Source organism: Sporomusa intestinalis (assembly GCF_055383785.1).
Window position 1 is genome coordinate 2,886,630 of the sequence record NZ_AP042390.1, and the last position, 19,675, is coordinate 2,906,304.

Sequence of the window (19,675 nt, forward strand, 5' to 3'; positions counted from 1 at the left end):
TTAAGACAAATATTCCTGCCAGAGGGATTGCAAGACATAAAACTTGTTTACAAAGCCTTTCTTATCATCTTTTAATTTAATAATTATTATTCAATATAAATGACAAAATTCCTCTTTTAGATCTTGACAAAGGAGAACATTTTTGCTCATTAGAAAAACTTGGCTTGTGTCACGTCCTTAAGACGTTGACAGAAGCCTTAGATTTTTCTTATCCCTTAGATACAGTATTGAATTTTATAAATCCTGATGGGGTTAGAAAAACCTGGCTTGTGTCACGTCCTTAGGACGCCGACAGAAGCCGCCTGTGCCCTTTAGGGGTATAGATTTTCTTATCTCTTAGCTATCCAGTTTCTGGGGGAGAAAAAAGCAGAGCTTCTGTTTAAGCTCTGCGAACTATCTTGATAGTCCCCACGTAGCGGGAATGAATAATTTTTCAAATTGTTTAATGGCATACAAATCGGTTAACCCGGCAATATAATCCACGACCACTGTCTGCAGGCCCCATTGTTTTTCCCGTTCCAAAAATTCCTGCGGCAGGCTGCCAGGGTGGTTGATGTAATAGTCAAATAGCTTGCTGACAATGTATTTGGCCTTTTTCCGGTCAGGTTCCAGCTCATCGGAGTGATAGATTTTTTTAAACATAAACTCCCTGAACTCATGCATGGCCTCCTTAACCGGCGGCGTTATAATGATTTCGTTCTTGCCGGCAGAGGCGGTGATAATATCGGCTACCATCACTGTTATCATATGGGAAGGTTTTGTTCCCAGCACTTTGCTTACCGATAGTGGCAGGTGTTCCGGTTTTAGCATACCGGCGCGGATACCATCATCATAATCATGGCACAGATAGGCTATGCGATCGCCGTTGCGCACGACTTTCCCCTCCAGGGTAAAAGGGATATTGCTGCCGGTATGGTTTAAGATACCGTCTTTCACCTCAGCCGTCAGGTTGAGCCCCTGGCCGTCCCGTTCGAGATACTCCACCACCCGCAGGCTCTGCTCGTTATGATTGTAATGGCCGATAAGCTCCCGTAATGCATACTCACCGGCATGGCCGAACGGAGTATGCCCCACATCATGGCCTACGGCAATGGCTTCGGTTAGATCTTCATTCAGCATCAGCCCGCGGGCAATGGTCCGGGATATCTGCGCCACTTCCAGACTGTGGGTCATGCGCATGCGATAATGGTCGCCGGGGGATATGTAAACCTGGGTTTTGTGTTTCAGGCGCCGAAAAGACTTGCTGTGTATGATACGGTCACGGTCACGCTGGAAAGCGGTGCGGTAGTCGCACTTTTCTTCTTCCCTGTCCCGCATGGCAGCCTGGCTTTTGGCAGCATATTCGGACAAAATTCTAAGCTCCAGTTCTTCGCTACGTTCGCGTACGTTCATACCCTCAAGCCCCCTCCCCGTATAATTGTATTATAACATTATTTGCCTGTATGTGACAGCTAACCGGCCTTATTTACCGCCTGCCAGGCCAGACGGTGGCTGGCTGCATATTTTGCCAGAGGCAATTTCCGCTAACATTTGCTATAATAATGATAGAAAGGAGCGAACAGGATGAAGCTTAATAAAATATTGATAGTATTATCTACTTTTTTACTGTTTATTCTGTCTACAGGCATTGTTTCCGCGGCTAAGCCGGTTATCACTGCTGATCATACATACTTTGATATTAAATCAGGCCAATATATTTTGAATGGCAATGTATATATCGAAGTACGGAACCGGATTATTACCGCCGGCCACGCCCGGGTAAACCCCACCACTTTCGAGGTCTGGGGAACAGGCGGCATAACGGTGCAGCAGCGGGATATCCATTTTACGGGCGACAGTGTCTACGTTTATGGTTCCAGGTCTCAGGCCAAAATTGACGGCGGGGTGAACCTGTCCCGGTCAGGCCTCGCCATCAATGCCGACAGTGCCGATTTTAACTGGCGCACCAGGGTTGCCGTTTTTAAAGGTAATGTCCATGTCAAGCAGGGCAACAGCAGTTGGCAGGCCGATTCTGTAAGCTATAATGTGGATACGAATAGTTTTTTGTAAGCAGAACAGTCCTGGCGTGATGAAAAGCATTGCCAGGACTGTTTTTTTATTTGCACTTTGCCAGTTTGTTTTTTTGCACTACTTCCAATATCCGGTTAGCCGTCTCTTCAATCGCCTTGTTGGAGACATCAATCACCGGGCAATTCAGCCGGCGCATGATGGAGCGGGCATAATCAAGCTCTTCATGAATCCGCCCGATATTGGCGTAACTGGCATCAGGCGCCAGCCCCATGGTTTTCAGCCGTTCCGAACGGATTTCATTCAGCTTGAATTTATCGATAATCAGCCCGACAATCTGATGCGACGGCACCTGGAACAGTTCCTGCGGCAAAGGCGCCTCCGGCACCAGCGGCACATTCGCCACTTTGACCTTTTTATGCGCCAGGTACATGCTCAGCGGTGTTTTTGAGGTGCGCGACACGCCAATAATGACAATATCGGCTTTTAACAGTCCCAGCGGATTTTTGCCATCATCATATTTAACGGCAAACTCAACCGCTTCGACCCGTTTAAAGTATTCCTGGTCCAGCTTATGGATTAAACCAGGCTTAAGACGCGGCTCCATGCCGGTAACTTTTTGCACGGCATGAATCATGGGCCCCATGATATCAATTGTGGGAATATTATGGGCCTGGGCCTGTTCCAGCAAGGCTTCACGCAAATCAGAGGAAACCAAGGTGTGGCAGATTACGCAGTCATGGTTTTCCGCTTCCCGCACGGTTTCGGCGATCTGTTCCACCGAGGTAATGTACGGGATTCTAATAATATCAAACTCCCCGGTATTAAACTGGCTGGCTGTAGCCCGCGCCACCATCTCGGCCGTTTCCCCGAGCGAATCTGATAAGGCATAAATAACCGGCAGCTTAGCTATGATAATTCCCCTCCTTTTCCTTCGCCAAGTTCAACAAATAACCTGGTGATATTCGTTTTTGTAAGCCGCCCGATCACTTCATAGGCCTTTCCCTGGCCGCTTAAGGAAACGACCGGCAGACTGTCCACCTCATTGTCAATGATTTTTTTGGCAGCTGTTAATACTGATTCGTCCGGAGAGGTTACAACAATTTTCGGCATTGGTGTCATTAGCACTTTGACCGGCATCTTATGGAGGTCATTCCCCCCCATCGCCACCTTAAGCACATCCTTGCGGGACACCACACCGGCTAAAATTCCCCCTGCCTCCACGACAAACACGGAACCGACATCTTCCAGAAACATAGTTACAACAGCATCATAGGCACTGGTGCCGGCAGTCACAACAACAGGTACTGACTGCACATCCTGCACCTTTATCCGGCTCACTTGTTCGGTAAGCAGGTTACTGGCATTTTTGCCGGTATAATAATAGCCTACTTTCGGACGGGCATCAACCATACCGGACATTACCAGGATCGCTAAATCAGGCCTGAGGGCCGCACGGGTTACATTCAGTCGTTCGGCAATCTGTTCACCGGTAATAGGGCCCAGAGTCCTGACCATTTCAGCAATTTTCTCTTGCCGCGGTGATAATCCCAATAACAGCCCCCCTCTTATTGCCGTAGCAGGCAATTAGACAATTACGATTTTTGTTATATCGGCGGTATTGCCTGCCAGGCCGGCTATTGCCTGCAGCAAGGCCAGGCGGTTATTTTTTACAGCCGTATCTTCAACCATTACCATCACGGCGTTAAAGAAAACATCAATGGGCGCGGCCAGAGCCGCAAGCCGGCTAAGGATACTCTCATAATTTTTTTCTTTTTCATATTGCGTAATTTCATTATAGGCTTCCACATAGGCTTTATACAAAGCATGCTCTGCCTCGGTGGTAAATAAACCGGGGTCTACAGTCTGAGAACCGGCATGTTTGGCTAAATTACCTACCCGTACCAAAGCCTGAACCGCTTTTTGCATAGCCTGGGTCTCACCGGCAACCGCCATGGCCTTAGCCCGCAGCCAGGTGTCATAAATATCGTCAGTTCCGGCAGCCAGTACAGCATCGATTAAATCATACCGCAGACCATCGTCTGTCAGTATGTTTTTTATTCGCAGCCGGAAAAATTCCAGCAAGTCCGCCAGCAGCTTTGTTCGCTGTTCACTGCCGTTAATCCCCAGCAAATTCATAGCTGCTTCCGTAATGGCGGTTAAGGAAATATGCAGTCTGGCATCAATAATAATATGGACGATGCCCAGCGCCTGCCGCCGTAGTGCGTATGGATCCTGCGATCCTGTCGGCACAAGCCCCCGGCTGAAAGTGGCGGCAATATTGTCGATCTTGTCGGCAATACTGATTAACCGGCCGGCGGTTGTCCGGGGCAGTTGGTCGCCGGCGAACCGCGGCAGGTAATGCTCAAATATAGCCTCCGCCACAGCCGGGGGTTCACCGCTGAGCAGCGCGTATTCCCGGCCCATGACTCCCTGCAGCTCGGTAAACTCGTTAACCATGCCTGTCACTAAGTCGGCTTTGGCTAAATGGGCACTGCGGTTTACAACCGTAAGCTCGCTGGGGCTGATGGCAAGCATGTGGCCGATGCCGGCAGCCAGCTGCTCTAACCGCAGCACCTTATCATGGATTGTACCCAGCCCTTCCTGGAACACGATGGTTTTTAGCTTTTCCACCCGCCCGGCCAGGGACACCTTTTGATCCTCTTCGAAAAAGAATCTGGCATCGGCCAGTCTGGCTTTAAGCACCCGTTCATTACCGTGGCGGACAATATCTATATGGTCCGGTCCGCCGTTTCTGACCGTAATAAACAGGGGCAGCAGCTTCCCATCCTTGCCGGTAACCGGGAAATAGCGCTGATGTTCCCGCATGGGCGTAATAATAGCCTCTGGCGGCAGAGTGAGGTATTTGTCCTCGAATTTGCCATATAGGGCTGTAGGGTATTCGACAAGATAAACCACTTCCTCCAGCAGCTCTTCATCAATGGTTGCTGTTCCGCCATGGCTTACCGCTAATTGTTCAATCTGCTCTTTAATCATGCGCCGGCGCTCGTCCTGATCAACCATAACAAAGTTCTCCCGGAGGCGGTCGGTGTATTCCGCAACTGAATGTATTGCTATTGATGACGCCCCCAGGAACCGGTGGCCACGGGTAGTCCGGCCGGCGGCAACCCCCGCCAGCGTACAGGGGATCACCTCACTGCCAAGCAATGCCACTAGCCAGCGAATCGGGCGGACAAAACGCAGGTCGAGATCACCCCAGCGCATATTCTTGGGAAAAGACAGGCTGGTTACAAGCTCAGTCAACAGCCCTGGCAGCAGTTCCGTCACCGGACGTCCTGTTTCCTGAACCACAGCGTAAATATAGCCGTCCCTGACGACAAGTTCAGACGGATCAACTCCCTGTCCCCGGGCAAACCCCAAGGCCGCCTTAGTCGGCGTCCCATTTTGGTCAAAGGCAATTTTAACGGCAGGACCTTTATTCTCACTGTTTTTATCGGTTTGACTGGCAGCAACAGCTTTTACAACGACCGCCAGCCGGCGCGGGGTGCCGACAGCCCGGACCTCAGCGTGGCTGAGCCTGAGGTCGGCCAGTTTGGCAATCATCGTTTTTTCCAGTTGCGCTAATGCCCCGGGCATAAATTTTGCGGGGATTTCCTCGGTCCCGATTTCTAACAATAAATCCTTGGTCATGGCTTACTTGCCTCCTTTCAGGAGTGGATAGCCCAGCTTTTCCCGCTGCTCCAGATAGCCTTGCGCGCACAGTCTGGCCAGGTTCCGCACCCGGCCGATAAATCCGGTCCGCTCACTGACACTGATAGCGCCCCGGGCGCCAAGCAGGTTAAAGCTGTGGGAACATTTTAAGACATAGTCATACGCCGGCAGTACATAGCCTAATTCAATCACCCGGATTGCTTCTTGTTCGTACATATCAAATAATGTAAACAGTAATTCCGTATCGGCGATTTCAAAATTATAATACGATTGTTCCACCTCGTTACGGTGAAAAATATCACCATAAGAAATACCCTTTATCCACTCAATATCAAATACATTTTCTTTTTCCTGGATGTACATGGCCAATCGTTCCAGGCCATAGGTAATTTCCACAGATACCGGTTTGACATCAATACTGCCCACCTGCTGGAAATAGGTAAACTGAGTAATCTCCATGCCGTCGAGCCATACTTCCCAGCCTAAGCCCCAGGCGCCAAGTGTCGGGGATTCCCAGTTATCCTCAACAAAGCGGATATCGTGTTTGGCCGGGTCAATTCCCAGCCCAGCCAGACTGGCCAGATACAATTCCTGAATATTGGGGGGAGACGGCTTCATAATCACCTGATATTGATGATGCTGGAACAGGCGGTTGGGGTTATCGCCATATCTTCCGTCTGCCGGCCGGCGCGAAGGCTCAATATAAGCCACGTTCCACGGTTCCGGCCCCAGAGCCCGTAAGAAGGTTGCCGGATTCATCGTGCCTGCCCCTTTTTCCACATCATAAGGCTGCTGGATTATACAATTTTGCTGGGCCCAAAAATTTTGCAATGTCAGGATTATCTCCTGGAATGTCATATTGTCTGACCTCCTCCTAAAAAATAAAACATCCCGTCACAGTAACTTAGCTTCAAGTTACAGGGACGGGATGCTGTTCCCGCGGTTCCACCCTGCTTGGCCGTTGTAAACGACCCGCCTTAATGTATTACAGGTTTTACTCTGCCGGGACCGGCTCGGCTGGCCGTTCCCGCCATTTCCTCCTGCAGCTTGGGAAGGCCTTTCACCTTTTGATTACCAGGCTTCCACCATCCCCGGTTCGCTGTGCTGAAGGTTACTTATTCCCGCATTGCTTTATTCTGACAGTTGCTCGTAAATACAATAGCTTTGTTAGCTATAGTATCCAATGCTCAAAATTTTATCATGGAAATCCAGGAAAATCAAGGGGCTCCTTGCTATTTACCTGCTGCTCGCTTATACAGCAGCCGCCGGGAACAGTCAGGGCAATAATCATGGGTCAGTTCCGCCTCCGAATGCTCCCGGATATATTTTGAGATTGTGACCCATTCCCCTTTCTCATCCCGGATATTATGACAGGATGAGCAAATGGGAATGAGTCCGGCAAGCTCGGTAATTAAAGATATATCTTCGATGATCAGAATAGCTAGTTGATGTTGCCTGTACACCAGCGGCGCGGCCGTTACCTGCAAGATAAATTCTGTCAACTCGTTATTCTTGACGGCGACAAATTTGCCTTTCTGCCGGGAAACGGTTTGTCCATTAATGGCTAACACCGCATTGGTCCTGAGAATACAGTTTTCGCAGTTGACGGAAGAACCGCAGCCATTTTTGGCATTAACACACTGCAGCACGTCCCCGCCCCGGCGAAGCGGCTCTTCGGTAAAGGGCGCCACACAAAACATCCTCCGCCCTTCGGGATTGATCGCATGCACAAAACCCTCTGCATCTGCCAGAACGATTCCGGCGGGAATGATTTGAAACAAGGTTTTAAAAAACTCATTATCTTCCAATAAACCGAGCATTATACACATCCTTCCCTGTCAAGCATCAGTTTACAATATTTTCAACATTTTCCTCTTTTTCTCCTGCCGCCGGCCCCTGGCCGGCTACTGATTTTCAGATAAGAAAAGACTTGGCTTGGGCCAAGTCTTTAGGGCAAAAGGTGTTGCTTTTCAGTTTTACTGTCAACCTTACTATATATCCCGGGGGAATTTATCCGCTTCCGGTTCCCTTTCTTCCTGACTGGCATCTTCCTGCCCCTGCCGCACTACTTCAATGGTGCAGCGCTTAAACACCGCAACCAGTACGCCCAAAGCGGCAAGCTGCGGCAATACCACCGCGCCGATAGCCCCCAGTGCCACCGGTATTTCAGCCAATACCCGCCCGTCATGCTTGACACGGATTTTATTGACATTGCCTTCGCGGATCAGTTCTTTTACTTTGTCGATGACTTCACTCGAACGTACCGAGAATTCTTCTGTCCAGTTGGTTTTGTTTTTATCTTCCAGTTCAATGAGTGTTTCAATCACATTGCCGGCATTGCGCTCCAAAGCCGCCTTTGCTTCCCGGTAAGATACCCCTGTACGTTCACGGACCATATCAATTTTTTCTAAAGTAATCTCCATTTTGTATAACCCCCAATAATTTTGGGTTAGCTTCCCCTGATTACCCCGCGGTTATTCGCGCTACAGGCTATTAATCCTGTTGATGAAGTCCAAAGATTTTAACGGCCGTTCCAACTGGTATTTGACAAAACCATATAACAAGCGTTCAGCACTGGCCAGTATTTGGGAATTAACGGCAAACTGCCCCGGCTGAGTTAAATCCATAGTTAACAACTTGTCCAACAAATCTTTGTCAGACTGGGCAAAGGCCGGTACGCCGGCTGGCTCGCAGGTCTTGCATACGCTGCCGCCATCAGGGTAGCTGAAATAAACAGGCAGGAGCAAAGCCTGGCCGCAGCGAACACAACGCGTGTATTCCGGCTGAAAGCCGGCAAACACCAGGAGATGCCAGGCCCCGGCCAGGGTGGCAATGCGGGGATTGCGGTCTGAAAGCAGCTGCAAGATGGTTAACAGTGTATCAAACACCGCCGGCTCCGCCTGGCGTTCCGGCCATAGCCCGGTTGTCAGTTCGGCAATAAAATTGGCATAGGCTAATCTGGTCAAATCTTCCCGGATTGGCCGGTATGCGCTTTGCACCTGGCATTGCCTGATGGTGTCCAGGCCTTTGCCGCCTGCTGCTATGGACAGCTGCAAATGGGAAAACGGCTGCAGTCCGCCACTCAGGCGGCTGCGCGGCTGACGCGCCCCATAGGCCATAGCAGTAACGATTCCATATTCGCGGGAAAACAAAGTGACCATTCTGTCGGCAGCCCCCCAATCGCGCGCCGCCAACAGAATGGCTTCCGTTTGATACTCTACTGCCATCTGACCTCACGTAACTCACGTAATAAGTTATGCCAATGATATTCTGGTACAGTTAATAATTCCACGGTTTCGTCACCTGCTGACTCAAGCTGGCTGGCATCGGGATTCAGACAGGCACGGTAGGTAAGGTAAGCATCGATATTACCGGTACTGAAAAAAATCTCCCACATGGTTTCCCGTAATAACACTCGACATCACCCCTTCACTCTTATTGACAGGCAGGATCAGCCACAAGCTTATTTAATTTGACGATACCCCTTCTTCTATTTCCAAGGGAAGAAGCGGCACAGCCTTGACTCTTACAATCCTGAAACCATTGACCCGCAGCACCTCAAAGGAATAATCGCCAATACTTATCTTGTCGCCGGTTTCCGGTCGGCGGCCTAACAACCCAAATATATAGCCGCCCAGGGTATCTTCATCATGCTCTTCCAAACGGATATTCAGGAGTTCGGTTACATCATCCAAAAGCACCCGGCCGTCAAACTCATAACTCCCGTCAGCCAGGCGCTGAATTTCGATATCTTCGATTGCATCATGTTCATCCTGAATGTCGCCGACAATCTCTTCCAGTACATCCTCCAGGGCAACCAAACCGGCAGTCCCGCCATATTCATCGGCAACAACGGCCAAATGCGTGCGCTTTCGCCGCATGACCTGCAAAAGATGGGCCACAGACATTCCTTCGGGTACTACTAATATCTCCCGAACGACGGATGTTAAATCACGCTCACTATGGGAAATCATGTCTAAATCCATGAGGTCGCGGATGTGAATCATGCCGATAATATGATCTTTATCCTCGACACATAAGGGATAGCGGGTGTGTCCGGTCTCGCGCACAACCTTCATGTTTTCTTCAAAGGTATCGTCGGCAAACAGACAGATCATGTCCTGACGGGGCAGCATAATTTCTCTGGCCAGCCGGTCGGCAAAGTCAAAAACATTGTCTATAAGCTCACTTTCCACCTGATTGAGCACACCGCCGCGATGGCTGGCACTCACGATCATTCTTAATTCTTCCTCCGAATGGGTGAGATCCGCTTCATTGACAGTTTTCATCCCCAGTAAGCCTAATATAAATCGGGCCGTACGGTTAAGCAATACAATGACCGGGTAGCCAAGCTTATGAAACATATACAATGGCCACGCACAGGCCAGCGCCACCTGTTCTGCCCGCTGAACAGCCACTGATTTGGGCACAAGTTCACCGAGTACGATATGGAAAAAGATTATAATAATAAAGCCTGTTGCCATGCTGATAGCGGTTATCACCCACTCCGAAAGTGGCAGGTAATTGCGGAAAACAGGCTCTAATAATGCTGAGATTGCTGGTTCGCCCAGCCAGCCAAGGGCCAGGGAGGCCACAGTAATGCCCAGTTGGGTAGCCCCCAGATAGGTATCGAAAGCAGCGACCACTTTTAGCGCCAGCCTGGCATTGGCATTCCCCTGCTGAGCCAGCTCTTCCAGTCTGGTCTTGCGGATTTTAACGAGTGAAAACTCGGCCAGGACAAAAAAACCGTTGAGTAAAACCAGAAAAATGGCAGCCCCCAGTTTAATAAAACTAAATGAAGGCGAATCGATAACGCATCTCTCCCTAGTTGTTGGAATCATTACAGCGGGGCATGATGGCACCGGCTGTAATAACATATTGCAGTGCACTTTCGCTCGTTACCTCTAGCGGTATTATATCCCGCTTTGGTAAGATAATATTAAAGCCGGCAGTCAGGTTTAAGCTCATGGGAACAAATACGCAAACATGCTCTTCGGAAAACTTAGCGGCCAGCGGTTCCGATAGATCCGGCATCACAAAGCCGAGTGCCTTCACACCGGGATGGGGATAAGGAACCAGCACTGCATTTTCCAATAGCTTTTGTGATTCAAATACGGCTGTTGATATTTGTTTGACACTATTATAAATAAATTTTACTACAGGTATCGAACCTACCACTCGCTCACAATAACCAATTAGCCTTTTGGAGACCCAGTGCGAGGATAACCAGCCGATAAACACAATTAAAAACAAAACAACCGCCAGTGCCAAACCGGGAAAATGAACCGGCAGGTATTGCCCCAGCAACCGCTCTGTAAATGCAAAGATGTTAATGACCACAACTGCCGTAAGCGCAATCGGCACAATAACAATCAGACCATTTACAAAATACTTATAAAACCACTTCATTAATTAAAATTCACCCCTCCTTACAAATGATACCATTAAGCAACGTTTTGGTCAATAAATAAGAAAAGACTAGGCTTGTGCCGAGTCCTGGGGGACGACGGCAGAAGCCTAGTCTTTCTTATGTCAACAGAATTTATTTATAATTCTGGCAGACGAAAAAAAGACCCGGCTTGTACCAGGTCTTTCCGCAGGTTAATCAAAACCATGACTTTTTAATACATTGGCCCGGTTACGCCAGTCCTTTTTGACTTTGACCCAGAGGTCCAGATAAACTTTCGAGCCTAATAGATTCTCAATGTCGGCCCGGGCCAGCCGGCCTATATCTTTCAGCAGATGCCCGCCGGCACCGATCACAATGCCTTTCTGTGAATCACGCTCCACATAGATGACAGCTCTGACGTACAGATTGTCATTGGCTCTGGTGACAATTTCCTCAATGTCAACAAGAATGGCGTGGGGGATCTCCTCTTTGGTCAAATGCAGCACTTTTTCCCTGATTAGTTCGGCAATAACCAGGCGTTCAGGCTGGTCGGTGATCATATCCTCCGGATAATACTGGGGCCCTGGTTCAAGAAAGTTCTTGATCTCAGCAATCAGACCGGCAAAATTAGTATGGTCCAACGCCGAGATCGGTACTACGGCCGCAAAGGAAAACTGGGAGGTGTATTTTTCAATAATAGCGAACAGTTTTGGCTTATCAATCCGGTCTATTTTGTTAACAGCCAGTATGACCGGGCTGCGGACATTGGCCAGCTGCTCCAGAATATACCGCTCGCCCGGTCCCATTTCCGCGGTGACGTCAACAACAAACAGAATAACATCAACCTCACGCAGCGAGCCTTCGGCCTCCTTCAGCATATACTCGCCCAGCTTATGCTTGGGCTTATGGATGCCCGGGGTATCTATAAACAAAATTTGCGCATCGGTCTGAGTAAGAACACCCATAATTTTATTGCGGGTCGTTTGTGGTTTATCAGACATGATAGCAACTTTTTGCCCGATTAAATTGTTCATCAGTGTTGACTTACCGACATTAGGCCGGCCGATCACGGCTACAAAACCTGATTTATAGTTTTCCTTATCCAATACTTGTCACCGTCTTTTCTCAAAATCGCTGTTGGTAAAAGGGAAGGGCAACAGCTCCGCCAGGGTATAGGTTCGCTGCCGGCCCTCTATATTTGCCAAAATAATCTTCTCGATATTAAACTCAGCCATTACCTGCCGGCAGGCACCACACGGCACTACCGGCTCCGGTGTGTCGGCGATAACGGCTATGGCCGCAATTCCCGTTTCCCCGGCGGAGATGGCTGTAAATACAGCTGTCCGTTCAGCACAGTTCGACAAGCCATAGGCGGCATTTTCAATATTGCAGCCGCTGTAAATCCGGCCGCTTGTTCCCAAAACAGCCGCTCCTACTTTAAAATTGGAGTAGGGTGCATAGGCATTCTCCCGGGCCTTGCAAGCTCTCTTAACAAGCTCTTCCATTATGTTCCCCACCTATTTCAGCAGTTTTCCCCCGAATAAAACAACCCCAATGCCCAGGGCCGCGATTGCCTGCACTAACACGGCGCCGGCCGCCACATCCTTAGCGACCCTGGCCAGAGGATGAAATTCAGGTGAAATTTTATTCATGACCGTTTCAATCGCGGTGTTAACCATTTCGGCGGTAATGACACCGGCAATCGTCAGCAATAAAACAGCCTGTTCCAGCAGGCTAAAATCCAGCCACCAGGCTAAACCCAGGGCCGCAAGGGCAGCAGTCAGATGAATTTGCATATGGCGTTCCCGGCAGACACAGTAGATAATACCGGCTAGGGCATATTTAAAGGCAGATAATACCCGCATAAAATTTCGCTAATAATCCCGGGTGATCCCCAACTGGGTTAAAACATGTTCTTCTTCCTGCCGCATCTCCGCTTGATCGGCCTGTACTTCATGGTCATACCCCAGGAGGTGCAGCATACCATGAACGGTGAGATAAGCCAGTTCCCGCTCCAGGCTGTGACCAAATTCCTCTGCCTGCCGGGCAGCTGTGTCCAGGGAAATAATGATATCGCCAAGCAGGATTTCAAGCTCAGCCGGCGCTTGGGCAATTGCCGGTTCCTGCTCACCGGCACAGGGTTCATTCATAGCAAAAGACAAAACATCGGTAGGCGTGTCTTTACCGCGATACTGGCGATTCAGACTGTGGATATAAGCATCATCTGCCAGGACAACGCTGACCTCTGCCCGGGGCTCCAGTCCATATACCTCAGCCGTCTTATTTAGGACCTGCATCAGCATTTGTTCCATTGCCGGCGTTACTGTCATCTTTTCCTGCTGATTGCTTATTACTATTTCCATTCTTGGACTTTCTCCTTTCCAGCTCTTTTAACGCTTCAGGGTATTCAATCCGGGTATGGAACATACTGGACAGTAATCTGATATATACATCGCCAATGACTTTAAGATCCCTTAAAGTCAGATTGCAGTCATCCAATTGACCATCCTGCAGCCGCTCACGGATTATTTTGCGGACCGTAGCCTCAATCCGGTTCACGTTAGGTTTGTTAATTGACCTCACAGCCGCCTCGCAGGCATCAGCCAGCATAACCAGGGCGGCTTCCTTCGACTGGGGTGCCGGACCTTCATAGCGAAAATCGTCTTCCATCATGCATTCGCCATGTTCGTTTTCCGTGGCCCGCTTATAAAAATAGGAGACTAACGTGGTACCATGATGCTGCTCAATAATATCGGTTATGACCTGCGGCAGTTTGTAGTCACGGCACAGATCAAGTCCGTCTTTAATATGGGAAGTGACAATTAAGGTGCTCAGTGAAGGCGCAATCTTGTCATGGGGATTTTCACAGCCGGCCTGATTTTCGATAAAAAAATAGGGTCTTTTGATTTTGCCGATATCATGGTAATAGGCACCTACCCGGACAACGACCGGATCGGCCCCGACCGTAACCGCAGCTGTTTCCGCCAGATTGCCGACAAGGACGCTGTGATGATAGGTCCCCGGTGCATCCAATAACAGGCGCTGCAGCAGCGGATGGTTGGGTTTGGCCAGATCGAGCAATTTAATGGGGGTGGTGATGTTAAAGGCATGTTCAAGGTACGGCAGCAGCCCGGTAGTGATTACAGCGGCGGCAATGCCGCTGATGGCGCCAAACAGGCATTGTACCAAAATGACGGTGCCGTCAAGCTGCTGGATAAGTCCGGTAGAGCCAATAACCAGAAAATTAATCGCGCCAATGGAGATCCCGGCCTTAATCAGACTGTAACCATGCGACATTTTAGTCACACTGTACACCCCGGCCATACCGCCAACCAGGGCCGCAGCGACGGCTCGCAAATCATGGTCAACAATTACGCCAAAAAACATGGCCATAATCACACTGATTACAAGCCCTACCCGGCTGTCGATAAGGATAGCCGTTAACAGGGCACCGGCGGCAACCGGCGCGGCAAAGTCAGAATAGTAATGAGCCATTTTGCCGATCAGCATCGTAACAAGGATAATCAAACCCAGCAACAGTAAATGCATGTCGTTTTCATAGACCCGAAAAGCGAATTTATACAGGTACCCCAGCGAGATACCCATGATTAACAACACATAAATTGCCAGCCCCAGAATCCGTACTTCACTTACATTGCCGGCATATAAGCCCAGTTCTTCCATGACATGGATCTGTTCGGCGGTTACCACGTCGCCCCGCCGGACCAATACCTGACCTTTTTTGACGGTTTCCCGGACAGATTCAATATTGGCCAGGGCTGATTGTTTGCGTTTGTCTGTCTCACGCACATTTAGGATAAAATTCGGGCGGATCAGGGTTTGGGCAATGCCGGCCACTACGGCTTCCGCATTTTTACCAAGCCCCAGTTCCTCTGCTTCCAGCACTACCTGCTTGCGGGCAATATCCAGGTCATCATCCCGGATGCCGCGCTGCAGATATTTGCTCAGGATTGCCTTGGTATAATTCTCTGTTTTGGCCAATCCGTCCTCATCGAGATTCGCCAGACCGGCCACTACGGAACTGGACAGCGTCAAGGGCAATTCGTGCGTGAGCCGCTCTACTTTTTGTTCGTAGGCTGCCTTGGTTTTATCGGCCTGAATCAGCCGGGCCACATGAAAAATAGCCTTGACATCCTCTTCCGCCTTGGCCATGACAGCGACATCAAGATCGTATACATTGGCCACACTGGCCATAACTTCCATTTCCAGCTTTTTCGTCTTGGCGTTATCCACATAAGATACTGTTCTTGGCGCTATTACATCCCGGTCGCTCACTTGTCCAATTTGCAGCGATACTTTGTCCGGAATAAAATCGGTCGACAAAGACAGCATATAGAGGGCGAAGAAAAGCACCAGCAACATGATCCTGCGTACCATTGGCCGGGCATATAGGCTGCCTGGCTGAACAAATAATTGACGCAATCTGTTATGTACCGACATCATCTGTTTCAACTCCATACAACATCTATTCACCCCATATGCATCATGGCAGAATAGACGTTCTTACTCTTGACTGTATTGTGCGTAAGCCTGGATGATTCGGCTGACTATCTCATGTCTTACTACATCGCTTTCGTTCAAACTGAGCACTGCAATCCCCTGGGTTTGCGCAAGCACAGCCTGGGCCTGTTTAAGTCCTGACTGCACGCCTCTGGGCAAATCAATCTGGGTTATATCACCGGTGACAACCATTTTTGAGCCAAAGCCCATGCGGGTTAAAAACATCTTCATTTGCTCGGCCGTTGTATTTTGCGCTTCATCCAGAATGATAAAAGCATCTTCCAGCGTCCGCCCCCGCATATAGGCCAGCGGGGCCACCTCAATTATGTTTTTCGCCATATACTTTTGTACCGTTTCGACCCCCATAATATCATACAGGGCATCATACAACGGCCGTAAGTACGGATCAATCTTTTCCTGCAAATCACCAGGCAAAAAACCAAGTTTTTCACCGGCTTCCACTGCTGGCCGGGTCAGGATGATTCTTTCCACATGCTTGTTTTTTAAGGAAAATACTGCCATTGCCACAGCAAGATAAGTTTTCCCGGTTCCGGCCGGTCCTATTCCCAAGGTTATGTCATTGTGACGGATGGCCGCCAGATACTGACTTTGGCCCAGAGTTTTCGGTTTAAGATGACGGCCCCGGGCTGTTACCAGCACGGTATCAGCAAACATTTGGTGGAGAAAATCGGCCTGGCCGGCCATGATCAGGCGCAGGCTGTACCGCACATCATGGCTTGTTACCGGATTGCCTTCCCGGTATAAATAGATCAGTTCGTTAAACACGCGTGTAATTCGCTCAACTTCGGCGGCTTCTCCGTCAAGAACCACTTCGGTTCCCCTGGCGGTTATGCCGCTGGCAAACTGTTGGCTAATCAACCCCAGATGCTCGTCATTTCTGCCTAAAACAGCTACGGCTTCTTTTGTGTCGGCAAAGCTAATCCGCTTTTCCAAATAAGTAGTGCCCCCTAATTCAGCTATTGGGAAATAGTTATAGTTTGCCCAATATCCTCAATTGTTTCCACATTCACTTTCACCCGCATGATGTTCTCTTCCGGTGTTTTTAATATTTCATAGTTGCGTGACAATATCTGGGCAGTTTCCGGGATAATATTCTGTACCAGCTGCAGCGCTTTGGCCTGGGCCTCATCCCTTGCTTCTGCCAAAGATCGTATTGTCACATTGGAGTTAACCTCATAGTATAGTTTTATAGTTGATTCGACAGCAATCTCACTATTCCTCCATAGCGGCAGCCGTTTATGTATAATCTCGCATTCCGATTCGGGAAATGGCCGGGCTGACGGGGCATTAAACGTTAGCTCGCTTGTACCGATTTTTAGGGTAACCTCAGCCTGCCGGTTGCCGGTGCGGGCCGCGGTTTTTTGTGCCAATTCCGCTTCCGCATAGCTTTCATACCAGATCCGGGCTTTGATAATCCCTTTCGCCCGGATAAGCTCCGGCGGCACATGAATGACAGGCGGCTGGCCTTCGACCGCAGTCGGTGCCGTCGGTTCAGGCATAAAGCCCTTAATCAGTAAATCTCCCTTTTTTACCGTATCGCCTATTTTTACTGCCGGCTGGCCGGCTAAGGCAATGATTTCGGTAATCACACCGTCTTTTGTGGCTACGATATGGGCCGGTGTTTTGGCTTCCGGCTTGGGCATTGTTTTTTCAACGATTTCAATAACGGCCCGCGTACCGGTAAAGTTGATTCCTACCCAGGCTACTTCAGGTATATTTAATAATATTTCCCGTTCAATTGTTTTCGTATTAACATCGCTTTTAACCGCCCCTGGTTTTAGACCGTATTCGCTGGCAACCTGCCTGATTTCACTCTCCGGCATATTTTTCAGGCCCGTAATATCAACAAACCAAACATAAGAAGCCATGATATTCAGCAAAACGATGAACAGGACCGCGCCGGCCATCAGCATTTTTCTTTTTTTAGCCCGTTTTATCACAAAAGGAAAACCACGATGCGATAAAACCCGGATGCGGGTATTGCTCCGCAAAACCAGCGGGCGGATTCTAAAAAAATCATCAAGGCTGATCCAGGCAATTAAGTCATCGTCAACTTTAGTTATACCCCATAATAATATTTGTTCGGCCATGCACAGGTTGATAAACCGTTCCGGGATCATGCCTGTTATCTGTATTTTCACAGCGCCGCGCAGGTATTTGGTATTAAATATCATATTTAACCTCCCGCACCACACCCTCTACGAGGATCTGCTCGGCCTGCAAATTTCCCAGAGTCAGGTCTTCACCGGCCACGAACAGTTCGCCCTGATTCAGTTTAATCCTGACAAGTGAAGGGGTATACTCAATGATCCCTTTATGGTTTTCAACCAGCAATTGTTTATTCCCCAGCATGGTTATCCGCGGCAAATCAAGCACTATATCCTGCGGTATTTCAAGCAAACCGGCCAGTGACTGCAATTTTCTTCTTCGGCGCGACATGAAAAATCCCCCCTCATATACAAATGTATGCCTAAGAGCAGGCCCATTAGTACATGAACGGGGGAGTAATTAACAGCGGCTTAAATATTCATCAAACTTATGCACTTTTACCGGGGCGGCAAACCTCATATAATTTGTAGCAACAATCAGCTCGCCGCAATCAAGATTTTTTATCTCATTCCGCTGCTGCAGAATATCCTTACGGCACATGGCCTCCAGCTTGCCCCGGTCCGCTTTGGAGGCCAGCCCCAGAATAAACAGGGTATTCAGCTGGGACAGCACTTTGTCAGCCAGCATGCGCGGCTGCTGGTCAACAACACATAAGCCGATATTAAACTTCCGGGCTTCGCTGACAAGCCGGGCGAAAACATTTTGCGTGCTTTGCTCCTTCTTCCCCAAAAAGCGGTGCGCCTCCTCCAGTACAATTAAGACCGGCTTGGCAACGGAGCGTTCCGCTTCCGATTTATTGGCGTAATGCAACAGCATTTTTTTGGACAATAAGGTCGACAAGGCCTGCTCACCCACCGGTGAAATATTTTTAAGTTCCACCAATACCACTTTGCCTTGTTCTAAATCGGACAGCATCTGGCCAATTGCCGTCATACCGGCCGCATCATCAGTCTCCTCGTTAATGTTTAACTCCTGTTCCAAATTCCAGCAAATACTTTTGATTTTGCTGATTGTCCGCGCCTGAAATTTTTGGCCGGTACAGCCGGCTATTTCTTCAATGATATCATCGGTTTCATATTGCAAAATATAATCCATCCAGCGTTCCTGCCAGACGGAGGACAATTTGTAAATGGCATCAAGCTGCGGTTCGCTGAAGGTTGCACAGGCGGTAATATCCTCAGGTTCCACCTCGTTATAATTTAATGCCAGTTTGCGTACATTCGGCCTGGTTGATTCAGGGTTGGTATTATACACCACCAACCGGTCGTTAACCCGGGGATGCAGCGATAAATCACGGTAATATTCATTATGAACGTCAAAGATGAGCAGGCCATAGTTTTCGCTGTCAATAATGGAACTGGACAGAACTTTGACCAGGTTGCTTTTACCGGAACCGGTTGTGCCAAAAATGCCAATATGTTCGGTTATCGCTTTGGAACCGAAGATACCGACAGGCAGTTTCAGAACTTCCCGGCCGCTTTTTAAATAGCCGATTTCCAGGTCGCCTTTCATTTCATTGAGTAAGGCTGTGTCATCGGCGGCTAACCCCCGGACTTCACAGAAAAAATCCGGACAGGTTTTGGGATTGAACAGCTGCCCCATAGCATCCGAATAACAAAGCTGTTCGGCTATCCCTATTTTTACAGTATGATTGCCACCCAGATAAAAATCAAGCTCTTCCTGATTAGCGATCTGTCCATTTTCATCAAGCTTGCTCATTAAATAGCTGACTCCATTCATTCCGGACCAGCGGGATTTTATTTTAAAGTCATAAGCCCGGATATAAAAACGGTCGTCATTTTTACCTTCGACAACTAAAATATCACCAAAGTCCACATCCTGGTTAGGAGCAACGACAAATTCCATATAAGTGCCTTTCGCATAAGTAAGGCGTCCTTTGTATTCTGACATATGCTTGCCCCCTTGTTCAATAAATTGATTCGTGCTGTTAGTGTG

Annotated in this window: 21 protein-coding genes; 1 reads left to right on the plus strand and 20 read right to left on the minus strand. The window is 48.9% G+C overall.

The genetic code is table 11. The annotated features are described in order from the left end of the window. Positions 1 to 393 precede the first annotated feature (393 nt). Positions 394 to 1,392 (minus strand): deoxyguanosinetriphosphate triphosphohydrolase, encoded by a 999-nt coding sequence (locus tag ACZ481_RS13585; RefSeq protein WP_464765910.1) that lies wholly within the window; start codon positions 1,390 to 1,392, stop codon positions 394 to 396. A 171-nt stretch (positions 1,393 to 1,563) separates the two neighbouring features. On the opposite strand from ACZ481_RS13585, the gene ACZ481_RS13590 reads away from it, so the two are divergent. Beyond that, the gene (locus tag ACZ481_RS13590) at positions 1,564 to 2,049 is read left to right on the plus strand and encodes an LptA/OstA family protein (protein WP_464765911.1); all 486 of its coding nucleotides are present in this window, start codon (positions 1,564 to 1,566) and stop codon (positions 2,047 to 2,049) included. A gap of 46 nt (positions 2,050 to 2,095) precedes the next feature. Here ACZ481_RS13590 and ACZ481_RS13595 read toward each other — a convergent pair whose 3' ends face one another. The 19 genes from ACZ481_RS13595 to ACZ481_RS13685 form a co-directional block, all read right to left on the minus strand. Continuing rightward, the gene (locus tag ACZ481_RS13595) at positions 2,096 to 2,920 is read right to left on the minus strand and encodes a pyruvate, water dikinase regulatory protein (RefSeq protein WP_464770632.1); all 825 of its coding nucleotides are present in this window, start codon (positions 2,918 to 2,920) and stop codon (positions 2,096 to 2,098) included. After that, positions 2,917 to 3,561 (minus strand): helix-turn-helix transcriptional regulator, encoded by a 645-nt coding sequence (locus tag ACZ481_RS13600; protein WP_464765912.1) that lies wholly within the window; start codon positions 3,559 to 3,561, stop codon positions 2,917 to 2,919. The genes ACZ481_RS13595 and ACZ481_RS13600 overlap by 4 nt, the downstream gene beginning before the upstream one ends. 33 nt (positions 3,562 to 3,594) lie before the next feature. Further along, positions 3,595 to 5,658, minus strand: coding sequence for a glycine--tRNA ligase subunit beta (gene glyS, locus ACZ481_RS13605; protein WP_464765913.1), 2,064 nt, complete (start codon positions 5,656 to 5,658; stop codon positions 3,595 to 3,597). 3 nt (positions 5,659 to 5,661) lie between these two features. Then, on the minus strand, positions 5,662 to 6,537 hold the full coding sequence (gene glyQ / locus ACZ481_RS13610; RefSeq protein WP_464765914.1) for a glycine--tRNA ligase subunit alpha: 876 nt from the start codon (positions 6,535 to 6,537) through the stop codon (positions 5,662 to 5,664). A gap of 374 nt (positions 6,538 to 6,911) precedes the next feature. Then, positions 6,912 to 7,499, minus strand: a complete 588-nt coding sequence (locus ACZ481_RS13615; RefSeq protein WP_464765915.1) for a PAS domain-containing protein — start codon at positions 7,497 to 7,499, stop codon at positions 6,912 to 6,914. A 171-nt stretch (positions 7,500 to 7,670) separates the two neighbouring features. Next, a complete protein-coding gene (locus tag ACZ481_RS13620) occupies positions 7,671 to 8,102 on the minus strand; it encodes a DUF4342 domain-containing protein (RefSeq protein WP_464765916.1) in 432 nt (143 codons plus the stop codon). Positions 8,103 to 8,162: 60 nt separating this feature from the next. Next, a complete protein-coding gene (recO, locus tag ACZ481_RS13625; protein WP_464765917.1) occupies positions 8,163 to 8,906 on the minus strand; it encodes a DNA repair protein RecO in 744 nt (247 codons plus the stop codon). After that, a complete protein-coding gene (locus ACZ481_RS13630; protein ID WP_464765918.1) occupies positions 8,897 to 9,094 on the minus strand; it encodes a hypothetical protein in 198 nt (65 codons plus the stop codon). The genes recO and ACZ481_RS13630 overlap by 10 nt, the downstream gene beginning before the upstream one ends. Before the next feature lie 52 nt (positions 9,095 to 9,146). Continuing rightward, positions 9,147 to 10,520: a hemolysin family protein gene (locus tag ACZ481_RS13635; RefSeq protein WP_464765919.1), complete on the minus strand. Its 1,374-nt coding sequence runs from the start codon at positions 10,518 to 10,520 to the stop codon at positions 9,147 to 9,149. Next, on the minus strand, positions 10,504 to 11,088 hold the full coding sequence (locus ACZ481_RS13640) for a DUF502 domain-containing protein (RefSeq protein ID WP_464765920.1): 585 nt from the start codon (positions 11,086 to 11,088) through the stop codon (positions 10,504 to 10,506). Before ACZ481_RS13640 ends, ACZ481_RS13635 begins: the two co-directional genes overlap by 17 nt. 192 nt (positions 11,089 to 11,280) lie before the next feature. After that, a complete protein-coding gene (gene era, locus ACZ481_RS13645) occupies positions 11,281 to 12,174 on the minus strand; it encodes a GTPase Era (RefSeq protein ID WP_464765921.1) in 894 nt (297 codons plus the stop codon). A gap of 6 nt (positions 12,175 to 12,180) precedes the next feature. Next, positions 12,181 to 12,573, minus strand: a complete 393-nt coding sequence (locus ACZ481_RS13650) for a cytidine deaminase (protein WP_464765922.1) — start codon at positions 12,571 to 12,573, stop codon at positions 12,181 to 12,183. A gap of 12 nt (positions 12,574 to 12,585) precedes the next feature. After that, a complete protein-coding gene (locus ACZ481_RS13655) occupies positions 12,586 to 12,933 on the minus strand; it encodes a diacylglycerol kinase family protein (RefSeq protein ID WP_464765923.1) in 348 nt (115 codons plus the stop codon). A 9-nt stretch (positions 12,934 to 12,942) separates the two neighbouring features. Then, positions 12,943 to 13,398, minus strand: a complete 456-nt coding sequence (gene ybeY, locus ACZ481_RS13660) for an rRNA maturation RNase YbeY (protein ID WP_464770633.1) — start codon at positions 13,396 to 13,398, stop codon at positions 12,943 to 12,945. Further along, positions 13,349 to 15,547 (minus strand): HD family phosphohydrolase, encoded by a 2,199-nt coding sequence (locus ACZ481_RS13665; RefSeq protein WP_464765924.1) that lies wholly within the window; start codon positions 15,545 to 15,547, stop codon positions 13,349 to 13,351. The genes ybeY and ACZ481_RS13665 overlap by 50 nt, the downstream gene beginning before the upstream one ends. A 45-nt stretch (positions 15,548 to 15,592) precedes the next feature. After that, positions 15,593 to 16,543, minus strand: a complete 951-nt coding sequence (locus ACZ481_RS13670; RefSeq protein WP_464765925.1) for a PhoH family protein — start codon at positions 16,541 to 16,543, stop codon at positions 15,593 to 15,595. Between the two features lie 23 nt (positions 16,544 to 16,566). Next, positions 16,567 to 17,784, minus strand: coding sequence for a sporulation protein YqfD (yqfD, locus tag ACZ481_RS13675; RefSeq protein ID WP_464765926.1), 1,218 nt, complete (start codon positions 17,782 to 17,784; stop codon positions 16,567 to 16,569). Further along, on the minus strand, positions 17,774 to 18,049 hold the full coding sequence (yqfC, locus tag ACZ481_RS13680) for a sporulation protein YqfC (RefSeq protein WP_464765927.1): 276 nt from the start codon (positions 18,047 to 18,049) through the stop codon (positions 17,774 to 17,776). Before yqfC ends, yqfD begins: the two co-directional genes overlap by 11 nt. A gap of 69 nt (positions 18,050 to 18,118) precedes the next feature. Further along, positions 18,119 to 19,630 carry an ATP-binding protein gene (locus ACZ481_RS13685; RefSeq protein ID WP_464765928.1) on the minus strand — a complete coding sequence of 504 codons (1,512 nt, stop codon included), beginning with the start codon at positions 19,628 to 19,630 and terminating at the stop codon, positions 18,119 to 18,121. Positions 19,631 to 19,675 lie beyond the last annotated feature (45 nt).

Bases quoted from the DNA above. Each gene is read 5' to 3' on its own strand.
- ACZ481_RS13585 (WP_464765910.1), bottom strand. From the start codon at position 1,392: ATGAACGTACGCGAACGTAGCGAAGAACTGGAGCTTAGAATTTTGTCC.
- ACZ481_RS13590 (WP_464765911.1), top strand. From the start codon at position 1,564: ATGAAGCTTAATAAAATATTGATAGTATTATCTACTTTTTTACTGTTT.
- glyS (WP_464765913.1), bottom strand. From the start codon at position 5,658: ATGACCAAGGATTTATTGTTAGAAATCGGGACCGAGGAAATCCCCGCA.
- glyQ (WP_464765914.1), bottom strand. From the start codon at position 6,537: ATGACATTCCAGGAGATAATCCTGACATTGCAAAATTTTTGGGCCCAG.
- ACZ481_RS13615 (WP_464765915.1), bottom strand. From the start codon at position 7,499: ATGCTCGGTTTATTGGAAGATAATGAGTTTTTTAAAACCTTGTTTCAA.
- ACZ481_RS13620 (WP_464765916.1), bottom strand. From the start codon at position 8,102: ATGGAGATTACTTTAGAAAAAATTGATATGGTCCGTGAACGTACAGGG.
- recO (WP_464765917.1), bottom strand. From the start codon at position 8,906: ATGGCAGTAGAGTATCAAACGGAAGCCATTCTGTTGGCGGCGCGCGAT.
- ACZ481_RS13635 (WP_464765919.1), bottom strand. From the start codon at position 10,520: ATGATTCCAACAACTAGGGAGAGATGCGTTATCGATTCGCCTTCATTT.
- ACZ481_RS13640 (WP_464765920.1), bottom strand. From the start codon at position 11,088: ATGAAGTGGTTTTATAAGTATTTTGTAAATGGTCTGATTGTTATTGTG.
- ACZ481_RS13650 (WP_464765922.1), bottom strand. From the start codon at position 12,573: ATGGAAGAGCTTGTTAAGAGAGCTTGCAAGGCCCGGGAGAATGCCTAT.
- ACZ481_RS13655 (WP_464765923.1), bottom strand. From the start codon at position 12,933: ATGCGGGTATTATCTGCCTTTAAATATGCCCTAGCCGGTATTATCTAC.
- ybeY (WP_464770633.1), bottom strand. From the start codon at position 13,398: ATGACAGTAACGCCGGCAATGGAACAAATGCTGATGCAGGTCCTAAAT.
- ACZ481_RS13665 (WP_464765924.1), bottom strand. From the start codon at position 15,547: ATGGAGTTGAAACAGATGATGTCGGTACATAACAGATTGCGTCAATTA.
- yqfD (WP_464765926.1), bottom strand. From the start codon at position 17,784: ATGATATTTAATACCAAATACCTGCGCGGCGCTGTGAAAATACAGATA.
- yqfC (WP_464765927.1), bottom strand. From the start codon at position 18,049: ATGTCGCGCCGAAGAAGAAAATTGCAGTCACTGGCCGGTTTGCTTGAA.
- ACZ481_RS13685 (WP_464765928.1), bottom strand. From the start codon at position 19,630: ATGTCAGAATACAAAGGACGCCTTACTTATGCGAAAGGCACTTATATG.